The sequence below is a fragment of the Streptosporangium pseudovulgare genome, assembly GCF_014648055.1.
GTDB lineage: Bacteria > Actinomycetota > Actinomycetes > Streptosporangiales > Streptosporangiaceae > Streptosporangium > Streptosporangium pseudovulgare.
The window spans coordinates 345989-362337 of record NZ_BMQJ01000002.1; the positions used below are offsets into that span (position 1 = coordinate 345989).

The following is a 16349-nucleotide window of genomic DNA, read 5'->3' on the forward strand; positions in this document are numbered from 1 at the left end:
CCGAACAGTCCGCGCGACGGCGAAAGCCATCGCGTTTCTCCACCCCGCACGGTGACCACGCGGATGCGGGCCGACGGTTCGGAGGACAGCAGTCAGCAAACGATCAGAAGGTACACATGGAACGATCCGCTCCACAAGATCTACATAAGGAGCGGATAAGAAAAACAACGAAATAGAAAGCAGGAACGAAGGATTGTCACATGGATGATCACACAGAGTAAGAAATCCAGTGAACAGGGGGTCCTTAGGACGCGTTAAGGGATGACACTTTCAGCCCCGAGTGTCTTGGGATCGTACGACCACCTCCGGCCGACGGCGACGGTGACGGCGTCACACCGGTACCCACAACGCCGTACGGCAGGCCCACGCGGTGCCGTACGGCAGCCCGCGCGAACGGGTCACGTGCCGGAACGGGAATCAGGAGCCCGCGCGGGCCAGGGCTTCCAGGGGGTCGGCGAGGACCGGGGCGAAGGCGAGTTCGGCCGCGCCCATCAGGGTCGCGTCGTCGCCGAGGGCGGAGGTGCGCAGGCGCAGGCCCTCGCGTGAGGCGGAGAGGGCGTCGACGGCGAGGCGGCTGCGGACCTGGGCGGCGGAGCCGAGGTAGACCTCGCGGAGCATGCCGCCGAAGATGACCATCTCGGGGTTGAAGACGTTGACGAGGTTGGCGACGCCCAGGCCGAGCCAGTCGCCGACCCGGCTGAGGGCCGCCTGGGCGACGATGTCGCCCCGGTCGGCGGCGTCGACCACGGCCCGTACGGCGTCGCGGCCGATCAGGCGCTCACGACGACCGTCGGCCCCCGATCGGGGCGTCTCGTGTCCGTCGGCCCCCGATCCGGCCGCGATGGAGACGGCCCCCGGTCCGGCCGCTACAGGGACGGCGCCCGGTCCGGTCGCGACGGATACGGCGCCCGGCACCCGGCCCGCCGCCTCCAGCAGCGTCCGCTCCCCCACCTCCGCCTCCAGGCAGCCCAGGGAGCCGCACCCGCACAGGCGCCCCTTGGGGTTGACGACCATGTGCCCGATCTCGCCGCCGAAGCCGGCGTGGCCGCCGAGGAGCTGGCCGTTGACGATGATGCCGCCGCCGACGCCGACGTCGCCGTGCAGGTAGATCAGGTCACGGCAGCCGACGCCGACGCCGCGGGAGTGCTCGGCGAGGGCGGCGAGGTTGGCGTCGTTGCCGACCTTGACCGGCATGCCGAACGCGAGCCGGCGGGTCATCTCCTCGGCGAACGGCACGTCCTCGGCCGGGCCCATGTTGGGCCCGAACCGCACGACGCCGTTCCCGCGGTTCACGCCGCCGGAGAAGGCCGCGGCGGCGCCGACGCACACGGTGTCGGGGCGGGTCTTGCGGCGCATCTGCCGGGCGAAGCCGGCGAGCGGCCCGACGATCTCCTCCAGGGAGAAGGGGCCGCGACGCCGTACGGTCTCGCGGCGGTCGAGGATGGCGCCGCCCAGGCCGACGCGGGCTGCGACCAGCCGGTCGACGCCCACGTCGAAGGCGAACACGTAGACCCGCGCCGACTCCGGCCGCACCACCAGGGAGGGGCGGCCCGCCCGGCCGGTCTCCCTGGGCAGTTCCTCGCGGACCAGGCCGGCGGCGGTCAGGTCGGCGGTGAGAGCCATGATGGTGCTGCGGTTGAGGCCCATCCGGCTGGTGAGCTCCGCACGCGAGGTCGGGCCTCCGAGGTGGACGTGCCGGAGGAGGGCGCCGAGGTTGTGGCGCCGGATCTCCTCCTGGGAGGGGCCAGCCCGCATCGCGTGGGTTTCCTTCGGGGGATCGGGGTCGCTGCTCACCTTAGACCAGTGGCGGCGGCCCTCTTGCGTGACAGGGCGTCGACCCCGGCGGCCAGCAGCAGGACCGCACCGGTGACGACGTACTTGACGCCGGAGCTGTAGCCCATCAGGCCCATGCCGTTCTCGATGACGGCCACCACGGTGCCGCCGAGAATGGCGTCCAGCACGCGGCCCTTGCCGCCGAAGAGGCTGGTGCCGCCGATCACGGCCGCGCCGACCGCGTACAGCAGCACGTTGCTGCCGCCGGTGTTGGGGTCGACGGAGCTGGCGCGGGAGGCGGCGATGATGCCGCCGACGGCGGCCATGCCGGAGCAGATGACGAACGCGCTGATCTTCATCCGGTCGACGTTGATGCCGGCCCGGCGCGCGGCCTCGGCGTTGCCGCCGACCGCGTACAGGTGGCGGCCGTACGCGGTGCGGCGCAGGACGAACGTCCCCAGCACCAGCAGGAGCACGATGATCGGCACGACGATCGGCACACCGGTCAGCGACACGACCGCGGGGTTGCGGCTGCGTTCCAGGTTGAGGATGTAGACGGCGACGCCGCCGAGCACGGCGAGGGCGCCCACCCGGGCGGCGATCAGCGCGATCGGGTCGGCGACCAGTCCGCGGGAGGCCCGCTTGCGCGCCCGGAGGAGCTGGAGCGCGGCGTAGCCGACGACGCCGAGGGCCAGCAGCGCCCAGCCCAGCACGGGCGGGAGGTACTTGTTGGCGATGGCGACGATCGTCTGGTCGCGGATGGAGATGTTGGTGCCGCCCTTGACCAGCAGCAGGACGAGTCCCTGGAAGCCGAGGAAGGCGGCGAGGGTGACGACGAAGGACGGGATGCCGAGTTTGGCGACGACCGTGCCGAGGGCGGCTCCGATCACCACGCCGGTGAGGATGGCCGCGGCGACCGCGACGTACCAGGGCAGGCCCTGCTCGGTGAGGAGGATCGCGAGGACAGAGGCGCAGACGCCGCTGGCGAAGCCCGCCGACAGGTCGATCTCACCGAGCAGCAGGACGAAGACGAGGCCCATGGCGATGACGGTGATCGCGGCGCCCTGGGTGAGGAGGTTGGCGAAGTTGCCCGGGGTGAGGAAGGAGGGCCGCAGGATCGAGAAGACCGTGCACAGCACGACCAGGCCGAACACTGCGGGAAGCGCGCCCATGTCGCCGCCGCGCACCCGCTCGGCGTAGCCGCGGACGCTGCCGCTGATGGTGGGGGCCTCGGTCGCGCGCGGCGAGGCGATCGTGTCGGTCATGCGCTGACTCCGTTGGTGAGGCCGAGGTCGCCGCTCCGGCCGGAGGTGATCAGTTCGACGACCTGCGCGTGGGTGACGTCGGACGTCCTGACCTGCGCGGCCATCCGGCCGAGGTAGAGGGCGGCGATCCGGTCGGACACGGCGAACACGTCGTTCATGTTGTGCGAGATGAGCACGACGGCCAGTCCCTGGTCGGCCAGGCGGCGGACCAGTTCGAGGACCTGCGCGGTCTGGGCGACGCCGAGCGCGGCGGTCGGCTCGTCGAGGATGACGACCTTGCTGTTCCAGAGCACGGCCTTGGCGATGGCCACGGTCTGGCGCTGGCCGCCGGAGAGGCTGGAGACGTGCTGGCGGATGGACTTGACGGTTCTGACCGACAGGCTCTCCAGGGTCCTGGCGGCCATCTCCTCCATGGTGTCCTCGTCGAGGACGATGCCGCGCCGGTGCTCGCGGCCGAGGAACATGTTCTGGACGATGTCGAGGTTGTCGCAGAGCGCGAGGTCCTGGTAGACGATCTCGATGCCGAGCTCGGCGGCGTCGCGGGGGCTGTTGATCTGGACGGTCTTGCCGTCGAAGAAGTACTCGCCGGAGTCGACGGCGTGGATGCCGCCGATGCACTTGACGAGGGTGGACTTGCCGGCGCCGTTGTCGCCGACCAGCGCGGTGACCTCTCCGGGGTGGACGGAGAAGTCGACGTCATGCAGGACCTGGACGGGGCCGAAGCTCTTGTCGATCCCGCGGAGTTCCAGTACGGGGGTCATGGGGGTTTTTCTCCCTGTGCTCGTTGCGCGCGGCCCTTTCGAGGCCCGGCCGTTCACCGCCGGGCTGTTCGCGGTCCGGCTTTCACCGCCGGGCCGTTCGCCGTTCGGCTTTCACCGCCGGGCCGGCGCCCGCCTGGCCGAGGGGTACGGCGGAGCCGCGCCCGGGCGGGGTGCGCCCGCCTCCCGTGAGGCGGGCGGGCGCACCCCGGCGCATCGTTACTGGATTCCGGCCTCGGTGCACTTGTCGGCGAAGTCGCCGGTGCACAGCTCGTCCTTGGTCACGTAGCCGTCCGCCACGACGTCCTTGACGTTGTCGAAGTAGATGGCCTGCGGGTCCAGCAGGACGGCCGGGACGTCCGCGCCGCTCTCGGTGTCCTTGACGCTGCCGGTCGCGGCCGGCTTCTCGCCCTTGGCGAGGGCGATGGCGAGCTGGGAGGCGGCGTCGGCCTCCTTCTTGATGGCCTTGTAGACCGTCATGCACTGGTCACCGGCGAGGATGTTCTGCAGGCCCTGCACGGTGGCGTCCTGACCGGTGACCGGGACCTTGCCGTTGAGGTTGTTCTTCTTCAGCACGGTGATGGCGGCGTTGCCGAGGCCGTCGTTGGCGGCGAGCACGCCGGCGATCTTCGGCTGCTCGGTCAGCATCTGCTCGAAGATCGTGCCGGCCTGGGTGTTGTCCCAGTCGGGCACCGACTGGTCGGGGCCCTTCTTGTAGTCGCCGGAGTCGTACTTCGGCTTGAGCACGCCGTCGTAGCCGTTCTTGAAGAGCGTGGCGTTGTTGTCGGTGGGCGAGCCGTTGAGCTCGGCGACGATCGGCTTGTCGGCCTTCTTCTCGGTGAGGCACTTGACGAGGCCCTCACCCTGCAGCGTGCCGACCTTGGTGTTGTCGAAGCTGACGTAGTAGGCGGCGCCGCCGCCCAGGGTGAGGCGGTCGTAGTCGATGGTGGCCACGCCCTGGGACTTGGCCTTGTCCAGCACGGCCTTGCCGGTGCCGCTGTCGAGGTTGACGATCATCAGCACGGTCGCGCCGTTGGTGATCATCTGGTCGGCGATGGTCTGGAACTGGGTCTTGTCGCCCTGGGCGTTCTGGATGTCGTAGGCGACGCCCGCGGCCTTGAAGGCCTCTTCCAGATACTTGCGGTCTGCCGTCTCCCACCGGGCGGAGGACTTGCTGTCGGGCAGGATGACGCCGACCTTGCCGGCGGTCTTGGCTCCGGCGTCCGCGGAGGAGGCGGCGCCGTCCGGGGCGGCGGTGGTGGCGCCGTCGTCTCCGCAGGCGGCGAGGCCGAAGGTCAGGAGCGCGGCGGCGGCGGTCAGGCTGAGGATCCCCTTGCGCATCGTGCACGGGTCCTTTCGTCATGGGGACGGGGGGTAGGGGTACGGCATGCCGGATCAGCGGGTACGGCCGGCCGGGGTCGGCCTGCCATCCCGTTGAATGTTGTTTGCCGCAACGTATTCCGCCGTTGGCCAGAGCACCAGACCTTTCGTCGGTAAAGTTTGTTGTCTCCGGTAACAATCCAGAAACGCGCACTTAACCCAGCGTGCTGGTGACGATCAGCGTGAGCGCGGAGACGGCGGCCAGCGCGAGGATCGCGGCCCTGACCCGCCCGCCGTCCAGGAAGCGCCGCAGCGGCCTGGACACCGCGAACCCCGCGACGAGGAAGGGGATCAGCAGCGCCCCGAAGGAGAGCGCCCGCGCCGGGAGCCTGTCCACGAACGCGAGGACGGCCAGCGACTGGCAGGCGCTGATCATGAAGAACATCGCGAGCGTGGCCCGGATCTGCGGGCCCTTGGCGCTCTGGTAGACCAGGGCCATCGGCGGGCCGCCGATCCCGGTCGCCGTGCCGGTGATCCCGGAGATGAAGCCCGCCCCGGTGACGGTGCCGCCGGTACGGCGCACCGCCACCGCCCGCCCGGTCAGGCCGACCGCGAGCAGCACCATCGCCCCGACGAGGACGCCCAGGGCCCGCGTGGAGACGTAAAGGACGACCAGGCCGCCCAGGAGGCTGCCGGGTACTCGGCCCAGGAGGGCGAACCCCAGGCCCCGCCAGTCCACTCTGCGCCACTCCGCGGCCAGCGTGAACAGCGGCAGCGTGGCGTTCACGACCTGGGCGGCCCCGGGCATGAGCGTGGGGTCGAGCAGCGTGATCAGCGGGGCGGCCACCAGGCCCAGTCCGAAGCCGATCGCCCCCTGCACGACCGCTCCGGCGAAGACCGCCAGGCCCGCGCAGACGACGACGAAAGTTTCATGAGTCACGGGGCGACGGTAGAGCCCGGGTTCCTGTCGCCGAAAAGGAATTTCCCACGGGGTGACCGAACCACGGGACAGCCGGACCACGGGGCGGCCGGACCACGGGGCGGCCGGACCACGGGGCGGCCGGACCACGGGCCGCCCGGCCGGTGAGGGCCCGGACGCGTCGAGCCGCCCGGTGACGAAGCCCCGGGAAACGCCGAGCCGCCCGGCGGGAGGTGTCCCGCCGGGCGGCTCGGTATGGGGTGTCGCCCCGGTGCGGGCGCGGGGCGACGTCACCGCCCCCGCGCCCCCCTGGCTCAGCTCTTGGCGAGCAGGGAGCGCAGCACGTACTGCATGATGCCGCCGTGGCGGTAGTAGTCGGCCTCTCCGGGGGTGTCGATGCGCACGACCGCCTCGAACTCCCTGCCGTCGGCCCGGACCGTCACGGTCCGCGGGACGCCGCCCTCGTTGAGGGCCTCGACACCGGTGATGTCGAAGGTCTCCTCACCGGTCAGGCCGAGGGACTCGGCCGTCTCGCCCTCGGGGAACTGCAGCGGCAGCACGCCCATGCCGATCAGGTTGGAGCGGTGGATGCGCTCGTAGGACTCGGCGATCACGGCGCGGACGCCGAGCAGCGCGGTGCCCTTGGCCGCCCAGTCGCGCGAGGAGCCGGAACCGTACTCCTTGCCCGCCAGGACGACGAGCGGGACGCCCGCGGCCTGGTAGTTGACGGAGGCGTCGTAGATGAAGCTCTGCGGGCCGCCCTCGAGGGTGAAGTCGCGGGTGTAGCCGCCCTCCACGCCGTCGAGCAGCAGGTTCTTCAGCCGGATGTTGGCGAAGGTGCCGCGGATCATCACCTCGTGGTTGCCGCGGCGCGAGCCGTAGGAGTTGAAGTCCCTGACCTCGACGCCGTTCTCGCGCAGGTACTCGGCGGCGGGCGTGCCGACCTTGATGGCGCCGGCCGGGGAGATGTGGTCGGTGGTGACCGAGTCGCCCAGCTTGGCGAGGACCCGGGCGCCGGAGATGTCCGTCACCGGCTGCGGGTCGCGCGGCATGCCGTCGAAGTAGGGGGCCTTGCGGACGTAGGTCGAGGCCGGGTCCCACTCGAAGGTGTCGCCGGTCGGGATCGGCAGCGACTGCCAGGTCTCGTCGCCCTTGAAGACGTCGGCGTAGTCGTGCAGGAACATCTCCTGGTCGATGGAGGAGGCGACGACGGCCGACACCTCCTCCGGCGACGGCCAGATGTCGGCGAGGAAGACCGGCTCGCCGTCGGCGCCCGTGCCCAGCGGCTCGGTGTTCAGGTCGATGTCCATGGTGCCCGCGAGGGCGTAGGCGACGACCAGCGGCGGCGAGGCCAGGTAGTTCATCTTGACGTCGGGGTTGATCCGGCCCTCGAAGTTGCGGTTGCCGGACAGCACCGCGGTGACCGCGAGGTCGTTCTCCTGGATGGCGGCGGAGATCTCCTCCTGCAGCGGACCGGAGTTGCCGATGCAGGTGGTGCAGCCGTAGCCGACCAGGTTGAAGCCGATCTTGTCGAGGTACGGCTGGAGGCCGGAGCGCTCGAAGTAGCCGGTGACGACCTGCGAGCCCGGGGCGAGGGAGGTCTTGACCCACGGCTTGCGGGACAGGCCCTTCTCGACCGCGTTCTTGGCCAGCAGCGCCGCGCCCATCATGACGTAGGGGTTCGAGGTGTTGGTGCAGCTGGTGATGGCCGCGATGGTCACCACGCCGTGGTCGATCTCGAAGCTCGTGCCGTCGGACAGGGTGACCTGGACCGGCTTGCGGGGACGGTCGCCGTTGTGCCCGGGGGCGTGCGGGACGTCGTCGTTGCCGCCGTGCGAGATCGCCGGGGAGTCGGACGCGGGGAAGGACTCCTCGGACGCCTCGTCGGCCGGGCCCATGACGCTCGGGGCGTAGTCCTTGACGGCGGCGCGCCAGGCGCTCTTGGCCTCGGACAGCGCGATGCGGTCCTGCGGGCGCTTGGGGCCGGCGATGGACGGCACGACCGTGGACAGGTCGAGTTCGAGGTACTCGGAGAAGACCGGCTCCTCGGCGGAGGGGTCGAGCCACATGCCCTGGGCCTTGGCGTAGGCCTCGACGAGGGCGACCTGCTCCTCGGAACGGCCGGTGAGGCGGAGGTAGCTGATCGTCTCGCCGTCGATCGGGAAGATCGCGCAGGTGGAGCCGAACTCGGGGCTCATGTTGCCGATGGTGGCGCGGTTGGCCAGCGGCACGCTGGAGACGCCCTCGCCGTAGAACTCGACGAACTTGCCGACGACGCCGTGCTTGCGCAGCATCTCGGTGATGGTGAGCACCAGGTCGGTGGCGGTGGCGCCGGCCGGGAGCTTGCCGGTCAGCTTGAAGCCGACCACGCGCGGGATCAGCATGGAGATCGGCTGGCCGAGCATCGCGGCCTCGGCCTCGATGCCGCCGACGCCCCAGCCGAGGACGCCGATGCCGTTCTCCATCGTGGTGTGGGAGTCGGTGCCGACGCAGGTGTCCGGGTAGGCCTTGCCGTCGCGGACCATGACGACGCGGGCCAGGTGCTCGATGTTGACCTGGTGCACGATGCCGGTGCCCGGCGGGACGACCTTGAACTCGTCGAAGGCGGTCTGGCCCCAGCGCAGGAACTGGTAGCGCTCGCGGTTGCGCTCGTACTCGCGCTCGACGTTGCGCCGGAAGGAGTCGGGACCGCCGAAGAAGTCGACGATGACGGAGTGGTCGATGACCATCTCGGCCGGGGCGAGCGGGTTGATCCGGGCCGGGTCGCCGCCGAGGTCGCGGACGGCCTCGCGCATGGTGGCGAGGTCCACGACGCAGGGGACGCCGGTGAAGTCCTGCATGATCACGCGGGCCGGGGTGAACTGGATCTCCACGCTCGGCGCGGCCTTCGGGTCCCACTGGCCCAGGGCGCGGATGTGGTCGGCGGTGATGTTCGCGCCGTCCTCGGTGCGGAGAAGGTTCTCCAGCAGGATCTTCAGGCTGTACGGGAGGCGCCCCGACCCCTCCACGGCGTTCAGCCGGTAGATCTCGTATTCCGCGTCCCCGACGCGGAGCGTGTCACGGCTGCCGAAGCTGTTCGTGGACACGGTTCGCCTCCCTCAGTCACCCTGTTGGTCTTGAAGCGCCATCTGTGAGGGCGCATTTGAAATCCTGCCGCACCTGCGGAGCGCCCATGTCGGTTAGGTACACCTAACCCGGGACCGCCCGCGGACCGCGGCGGATGTCTCGACATCAAGATATCGCGTCAGATATCTCGACATCAAGTTAACTGCTAACACGGCGACGCTGCGCGTCGCGGCTCGGGGGCTCAGACCCGGCGTCTTCCCTCGCTGTGTTCATTGCGACGCTGCGCGTCGCGGCTCGGGGGCTCAGACCCGGCGTCTTCCCTCGTCGTTCACTCGCTGCGCTCGCTCTCTCCTCAGTCCAGACACCGGCGCCCCCTCGCGGGGCGTGGTGTTCTCAGAACTGGACGAACCGCATGCACAGCAGGCCCACGACGATGACGGAGAGCAGGGGGGCGAGGAACTTCTGCTCGAAGGCCCGGCCGGTCTTGATGCCGATCTTCCACGGCAGCACCCAGCGCGCGCGTATCGGCCACAGCACCGGGCAGCCCTTCTCCGTGCAGCAGTCCCCCACGACGTGGATGAGGCTGCCGATCCCGACCGCCAGCCCGAGCCAGGCGTAGCCCACGTGGTAGCTGCGGAACACGATGAACAGCCCGGCCGTCAGGCCGATGTCGACCATCGCGGAGGCGGCCTTGTTGCCCGGGACGCCGATGCCGACCGCCCGGATCGCCAGGCCGATGAGCAGCGCGACCAGGATGTCCCGGCCGATGGGGTAGGTGTTGGCCAGGTAGTGGGCGCCGAACCCGACGGCGACCGCGAACACCAGCGAGTGGGTGGCGTTGCGGTGGCCGCCGCTCAGCCACGCCACGGCCTTGCTCAGCACCCAGGTGACCGGCCCGAACGTCTGGGCGATCGTCGCGCTGGGGTGGTCCAGGTCGGGCAGCATCGCGGCCCCGGCGCAGACCAGCGTCCCGGCGATGAACTCCGCGGGGGTGAGCGCGTTCACCATGACGCCGGCGTCCACGAACCGGGAGGACTCGGTGAGCAGCGGCAGCGCGGCCAGCGTCGGCGCCACCCCCAGCCAGGCGACCGCCCCGGTGAGCGCGTGCGTATGCCCCATCATCGGCCCAACACCCCTATCAAGATCACTAGAGGGAGAGTACGGCAAAGCCTCTCAAAAGGAGCGGACAGTGCCATCTTCCGCCCTTGGCGTGTCGCCCGGGCGTGATCAGTGTCTTACCGGCGGGGCACCCGCCGGGCCGTACCGGTGAGGTCCACTCACACGAGGACGGCTCAGGCCCCGGCCCGGGAGAGGGAGAGGGGCCGGAAGGGGCCGGGGAGGCGGATCACCGGGAGGAGCCGGAAACGGCGGGAAGCAACAGAAACGGGGGAGACACCGGGGACGGAACACCCTGCGCGACAGGAGGCGAGGCGCCGGAGGCGGCGGTGATCGGGCGGCGAGAGGCGAGGCGCCGGCGGCGGTGATCGGGCGGCGGGAGCGGCGGAGAGGCGGCCCGGAACGGCGAAGGGCCCGCCGGGAAACCCGGCGGGCCCTCACCTTGCCCCTGGAAACAACAGACGGGACCGTTCCGTGCCGAAAGCACCCCCCAGCCCTTCCGACACGGAACGAATCCCGTCTATGTCATTTGTAACGCCCAGGTCTCGGTGGTTGTTCCGAAATCCGCCGAGAATTAGGTGATCTACCTCACTTTTTTGCCCGATGACCTCGATCTCGGCCTCGAACCCCCTCTCCGGCCGCCCCGAACCCCCTCTCCGGTCGTGCCCGAATCCCCGCGGCCGCGGCGGGCGATGGGCGGCGGTGCGCGGCCCGCTCCGCCGGGCTTCACCGTCCCCGAGGGTTGTCGACGGAATAGTATCGATATATCTTTGAAGCATCGAGAACGTTCGAAAGACGATCGGCACGGAGGTGCACATGAGTTCCGCACACGCCATGGGCGGCCCCTGGGAGGCCGCCGACCCGCGACGGATCCGGCGGGAGATGAAGCGCGCGGCAAGGGAGGCCGTACGGGCGATGGCCACCGGCTGGCACCAGGACGCGCCGCACCACGGCGGCCACGGCCCGCACGGTCCGCACGGGCACGGCCCCCACGAGGGCGGGCCGCACGAGCACCGCCACCGCGGGCACCGCGGCCCCTTCCCCGGCGGGTCCTTCCCCTGGGACTTCGGCAGGCGCGGCCCCTTCGGCGGGCCGTTCGGCGGTGGCCCGTTCGGCGGTGGCCGCGGCCAGTTCGGCAGGGGGCGCAAGGCCAAGCGCGGTGACGTCCGCGCGGCGATCCTGGCCCTGCTGTCGGAGGAGCCGCGCAACGGCTACCAGATCATCCAGGAGATCGCCCAGCGCAGCCAGGGAGGCTGGAAGCCCAGCCCCGGCGCGGTCTACCCGGCGCTGCAGCAGCTCGCCGACGAGGGCCTGGTCCTGTCGGAGGAGAGCGACGGCCGCAAGTCCTTCCGGCTCACCGACGCCGGCCGGGCCTACGTCGCCGAGCACGCCGACGAGCTGCGCGCCCCCTGGGAGGAGATGACCCCCGAGGTCGACGACAGCACCTGGGAGCTGATGGACATCGTCCGGCAGGCGGGGTTCGCCCTGACCCAGATCCTGCAGACCGGCAGCGACGCCCAGATCCGCCAGGCCCGGCAGACGCTCGTCGAGGCGCGTCGCAAGCTGTACCAGATCCTCGCGGACGGCGACCGGGACGAGGAGTGATCGGGCGATGACGTCCCACGACGATCTCCGCATCGGAGACGCCGAGCGCGACGCGGCGGTGTCGGCCCTGCGCGAGCACTACGCGCGGGGCCGGCTGACCCTGGAGGAGTTCGGCGAGCGCGTCGACCTGGTGCTGGCCGCGCGCACCGGCCGCGAACTGGCCCGGGCCGGCGCCGACCTGCCCGGTGGGTACGGCGGGCGGGGCACGGGCCCGGAGGGCGGGCACGAGGGCCTCACGGAGCACGCGGAGCACGCGGGACACGGGGACCCCGGCGGGATCCACCCCCCGCGCCCCGCCTGGCGCCGCCACGGCCGGCCGCCGGCGTTCGTGTTCCTTCCCGTGATGCTGGTGGCCGGGGTGGCGGCCGCCGGGTTCGGGGTGCTCCGGATCCTTCTCACCGTCTGGCTGGTGATGGCGGTGGTGGGGATGGTCCACCGGAGGCGGGCGCGGGCCTGGGGGCACCGGCGGTGGCACCCGCACCCGCACCCGGCGGCCCATCCGATGATGTGGGGGCCGCACTCCGGGGGCCGGGGCGGATGGGGTCCTGGCGAGGGCGGCGCGTGGGGTCCTGGCGAGGGCGGCGCGTGGGGTCCGCACGCGGACGGCGCGTGGCCTCCGCGGCCCTGGAAGCACCACGCGTGGGGTCCGCACGCCGGGCACCGGGGACGACGGCCGGGCCGCCGGCGGCCCTTCTGACGCGCGGTCGGCGGCACGCACGGCAACGCGTACGGCCGGGGCGCCGCGAAGAACGCGGCGCCCGTAAGGAAGCGGGGCGTGAGGCTCCGGGCCCTCACCCGCGCAGCGACTCCCGCAGCCTGCGCAGCTCCCCCACGATCCGGTCGAGAGGCCAGTGGGCGTTCAGTCCGCTGGGGTTGGGCAGCACCCACACGGCCGTGCCGCCGATCGCGGTGTTCTGCGGCCCGACCGCCGCCTTCGGGTCGCCGAACGCGGTGCGGTAGGCGGTCACCCCGGCCACCGCGAGCACGCGGGGCCGGATCTCGGTGACCAGCCGGACCAGCCGCTCGCCGCCCGCCCGGAACTCCTCCGGGGTCAGCTCCGCGGCCTGCGCGGTGGCCCGCGCCACGACGTTGGTGATGCCCAGGCCGTACGAGGGCAGCTCCGCCTGCTCGCTCGGGTCGAGCAGGCGGGGGGTGAACCCCGACAGGTGCAGCGCGGGCCAGAAGCGGTTGCCCGGCCGGGCGAAGTGGCGGCCGGTGGCGGCCGAGTACAGGCCCGGGTTGATGCCGCAGAACAGCACGTCCAGCGACGGGCCGAGCACGTCGTCGACCGTACGGTCCCTGGCGGCCTCAAGCTCGGCCCGGGTCGGCGGCGGGGTCCTTCGCGAGGTCCTCGGCGGCGCGTCCCCCCGCGGGGGCAGGGGACGCGCCGCCGGAGCGGGTTCTCCGGGGGTCACGGCCACGAACCTAACCCATCTCCTCGAGCTTGCGCCCCTTGGTCTCCCGCACCTTGAACATCACGAAGACGAAGGACAGGGCGGCGAAGCAGGCGTAGATGACGTAGGTGGCCGACAGGTTCCACTCCGCCAGGGAGGGGAACGAGACGGTGATCAGCCAGTTGGCCAGCCACTGGGCGGTGGCCGCCACCGACAGCGCGACGGCCCGGAGCCGGTTGGGGAACATCTCGCCGAGCAGCACCCAGACCACGACGCCCCACGACAGCGCGAAGAACAGCACGAAGACGTGCGCCGCGACCAGCGCGACGGTGCCCTGCGTGGCCGGCAGGGTGACGTTCTCACCGGACGGCACGCCCGCGCTGAACGCCCACGCGGCGGTGGCCAGCGCGACCGCCATGCCCGTGGAGCCGATCAGCAGCAGCGGTTTGCGGCCGATCCGGTCGACCAGCGCGATGGCGATGAACGTGCCGACGATGTTGATGATCGAGGTGGAGAAGCTGATCAGCAGCGAGTTGCTCTGGTTGATGCCGACCGACTGCCACAGCGACGCCGAGTAGTAGAAGATGACGTTGATGCCGACCAGCTGCTGGAAGGCCGACAGCAGGATGCCGATCCAGACGATCGGCAGCAGTCCCAGCGCCGGGCCGCGCAGGTCGCGCAGCCGGGTCCGCTGCTCGGTGTGCAGCGACTTCTTGATCTCCGCGATCCGGGAGTCCAGGTCGGTGTCGTCGCTCTCCACCTCGGCGAGGACCTTGCGGGCGCGCTGCGTCTTGCCGGCCGCGATGAGATACCGCGGCGACTCGGGAATGATCGACGCGAAGATCAGGTAGAGCGCGGCGGGCAGCACGCAGGCGCCGAGCATCCACTGCCACGCCTGCAGCCCGAACAGGGTGTTGTTGACGCTCCCGCCGGCGAACTGCGCGATCCCGTAGTTGACGAGCTGGGATACGGCGATGCCGAGCACGATCGCCAGCTGCTGGAAGGAGCCCAGGCGGCCCCGGTAGGCGGCCGGGGCGACCTCGGCGATGTAGGCGGGGCCGATCACCGACGCCATGCCGATCCCGACGCCGGCGAGGACCCGCCACAGCGCCAGGTCCCACACGGCGAACGGCAGCGCCTGGCCGACGGAGCTCACCGCGAACAGGATCGCGGCCACCTGCATGGTCCTGGTGCGCCCCCACCGGTCGGCCATCCCCCCGGCGATCCACGCGCCGACCGCCGACCCCAGGAGGGCGATCGCGACGACGACCCCGGTCTCGGCCGCGCCGATGCCGAAGTGTTTCTGGATGCCGGTGACCGCTCCGTTGATGACGGCGCTGTCGTAGCCGAAGAGGAACCCGCCGATCGCCGCCGCGGCGGTGATGAAGACGACGTGCCCGAGGTTCTCGTTGGATGTGCTTGATGACCCTGATGAGGTAGTACCGACCATGACCGTCCTTTCCCCCGAAAAAGACATGTATCCGCAGATCAGCACAGAGACATCGACCCGCTCGTGTCATGGGGGGTGGGCTCGGCACCGCGAAGGGCGATGTCACCACCGCGGGCCGGCGGAACGCGGCTCGTCCGCGTGCGGCCCGGCGGCGCCCGGCGGACCCGGTGACACCGGCCGGGCGTACGGGACCAGGACGGCCCGGCGGGCTCCGTGTGAAAGTCTCTCACGTTGACCGGGCGGTGACCGGCCCGGGTCCGCGGCGCGGATCACCGGCGCAGGATCGCCCCGACCCCGTCGACGCCGGTCAGGGCCTCGGCGGCCCCGCCGTCCAGGACGATCACCTCGGCGTCGATGTCCAGGGCCGCGGCGCGGATCACCAGCGCAGGATCGCCCCGACCCCGTCGACGTCGGCCAGGGCCTCGGCGGCCCCGCCGTCCAGGACGATCACCTCGGCGTCGATGTCCAGGGCCCGCTCGATCATGCGCTCGCCCATCCTGGGCTCCTCGGTGATCTCCGGATTCCCCGGCGGGGTCGCGTACGGCGGGTAGAGCAGCCCGTCGGCGGCGCACCTGCCGCTCCACTCCCGGGACTCGTCCAGCAGGAGCTGCGCCACCCGGCTGTCGTTCAGCGCGCCGAGCGTGTCCGCCAGGCCGAGCGACCCCCGCCCTCCGGACAGCGCACCGTCCCTGGCCTGGCCGGCCAGCAGGGCGCCCAGGCGGGTCCTGGCCTGCTCCAGCTGCGGCCGCACCCGCTCGACCAGCTTCGTCGGGGACCCCGGCTCCGCCACCGAGCCGAGCTGGATGACGTCGCCGCTCAGCTCCCCGGCCAGGATCTCGCCCAGCGGAGGGTCGCCGAGCACCACGGTCGCGGTCCAGCCGCGGTTCGCGGCCTCCTCGGCGACGCGCTGACCCGCCTCGCGCGTCAGGCGGGCGACGTTGTCGGCGACCCTCTTCTCGAACCTGTCGCGGTAGGGGGTGCCGTGCGAGGGATAGTCGGTGCGCGAGGGGCCGCCGGGGTCGCGCCAGTCGTCGGAGTCGATCTCGAAGCGCATGCCGCCGAGGTCCTCGGCCTGGCCGTACCGGTAGTCGACCACGCGCGTCCCGTCCCGGGACACCACGACGATCCCGGCGGGCGGCGCGGTCTCCACGGTGTTGACCAGCGGGCGCACGTACGCCGTCGCCTCCAGCACCATCTGGTCGGCGACCGGCAGCTGGAAGGAGAAGGTCCGCGCCTCGTCCCTGCCGACCGGGGCGAACAGCACCCGCCCCACCCCCGGCCGGGACGGGTCGAGCAGCGCGTGGAAGTCACGCTCCAGCCCGTCCAGCCGCTTCAGGACGGCCGTGCGCCGCGCCCGCTCGGGGTCGGCCTCGGCCCGCCCGCGCAGCTCGCCCAGGTCGTTGGCGAACTTGATCCGCCACGCGGGGCGCGACCCGGGGTCGGCCCGGGGGTCCACGGTCACGTAGAAGGACAGGACCCCCAGCTCATCGCTGATGGAGACGACCTCCCTCAGGGCAGCGCGGTCGAACCTCACGACGTCCCCCTCCGACGGTCCGGGCCACATGCCTGATCCGGGCTCCAAGCCTATGGACCGGTACGGAAAGGACTCGCCGGACGAGCGGGGAAATGTCCCGCTCCTGTCCCGGTCTTTACCGGGGGATCACCGTCCTGCCCGAGGCTCGC

12 protein-coding genes are annotated in these 16349 nt (G+C 71.4%); 2 read left to right on the top strand and 10 right to left on the bottom strand.

Going from position 1 to position 16349, the window contains the following annotated elements; genetic code table 11:
- Positions 1-417: 417 nt before the first annotated feature.
- From IEZ10_RS05370 to IEZ10_RS05400, 7 genes are all read right to left on the bottom strand, one after another.
- Positions 418-1755 carry an ROK family transcriptional regulator gene (locus IEZ10_RS05370; RefSeq protein ID WP_189245339.1) on the bottom strand — a complete coding sequence of 446 codons (1338 nt, stop codon included), beginning with the start codon at positions 1753-1755 and terminating at the stop codon, positions 418-420.
- Positions 1756-1790: 35 nt separating this feature from the next.
- The gene (locus tag IEZ10_RS05375) at positions 1791-3038 is read right to left on the bottom strand and encodes a sugar ABC transporter permease (protein WP_189245340.1); all 1248 of its coding nucleotides are present in this window, start codon (positions 3036-3038) and stop codon (positions 1791-1793) included.
- Positions 3035-3799 carry an ATP-binding cassette domain-containing protein gene (locus IEZ10_RS05380; RefSeq protein WP_189245341.1) on the bottom strand — a complete coding sequence of 255 codons (765 nt, stop codon included), beginning with the start codon at positions 3797-3799 and terminating at the stop codon, positions 3035-3037. Before IEZ10_RS05380 ends, IEZ10_RS05375 begins: the two co-directional genes overlap by 4 nt.
- A gap of 216 nt (positions 3800-4015) precedes the next feature.
- Entirely contained in the window at positions 4016-5137 is a 1122-nt protein-coding gene (locus IEZ10_RS05385) for a sugar ABC transporter substrate-binding protein (protein WP_189245342.1), read from the bottom strand.
- Positions 5138-5330: 193 nt separating this feature from the next.
- Positions 5331-6056 (bottom strand): sulfite exporter TauE/SafE family protein, encoded by a 726-nt coding sequence (locus IEZ10_RS05390; RefSeq protein WP_189245343.1) that lies wholly within the window; start codon positions 6054-6056, stop codon positions 5331-5333.
- A gap of 293 nt (positions 6057-6349) precedes the next feature.
- Positions 6350-9121 (bottom strand): aconitate hydratase AcnA, encoded by a 2772-nt coding sequence (gene acnA / locus IEZ10_RS05395; RefSeq protein WP_189245344.1) that lies wholly within the window; start codon positions 9119-9121, stop codon positions 6350-6352.
- Positions 9122-9494: 373 nt separating this feature from the next.
- A complete protein-coding gene (locus IEZ10_RS05400) occupies positions 9495-10223 on the bottom strand; it encodes a metal-dependent hydrolase (protein ID WP_189245345.1) in 729 nt (242 codons plus the stop codon).
- Positions 10224-11033: 810 nt separating this feature from the next.
- Between IEZ10_RS05400 and IEZ10_RS05405 the strand changes: the two genes are divergently transcribed.
- Complete coding sequence (locus IEZ10_RS05405) at positions 11034-11822, top strand: PadR family transcriptional regulator (RefSeq protein WP_189245346.1); 789 nt, start codon at positions 11034-11036, stop codon at positions 11820-11822.
- Positions 11823-11829: 7 nt separating this feature from the next.
- Positions 11830-12519, top strand: a complete 690-nt coding sequence (locus IEZ10_RS05410) for a DUF1707 SHOCT-like domain-containing protein (protein WP_189245347.1) — start codon at positions 11830-11832, stop codon at positions 12517-12519.
- Positions 12520-12613: 94 nt separating this feature from the next.
- Here IEZ10_RS05410 and mug read toward each other — a convergent pair whose 3' ends face one another.
- The 3 genes from mug to IEZ10_RS05425 all read right to left on the bottom strand — a co-directional run bounded on the left by mug (position 12614) and on the right by IEZ10_RS05425 (position 16200).
- Positions 12614-13201, bottom strand: coding sequence for a G/U mismatch-specific DNA glycosylase (gene mug, locus IEZ10_RS05415; RefSeq protein ID WP_189245702.1), 588 nt, complete (start codon positions 13199-13201; stop codon positions 12614-12616).
- Positions 13202-13247: 46 nt separating this feature from the next.
- A complete protein-coding gene (locus IEZ10_RS05420; protein ID WP_189245348.1) occupies positions 13248-14666 on the bottom strand; it encodes a sugar porter family MFS transporter in 1419 nt (472 codons plus the stop codon).
- A gap of 376 nt (positions 14667-15042) precedes the next feature.
- A complete protein-coding gene (locus IEZ10_RS05425; protein ID WP_189245349.1) occupies positions 15043-16200 on the bottom strand; it encodes a VLRF1 family aeRF1-type release factor in 1158 nt (385 codons plus the stop codon).
- Between the last annotated feature and the right edge of the window lie 149 nt (positions 16201-16349).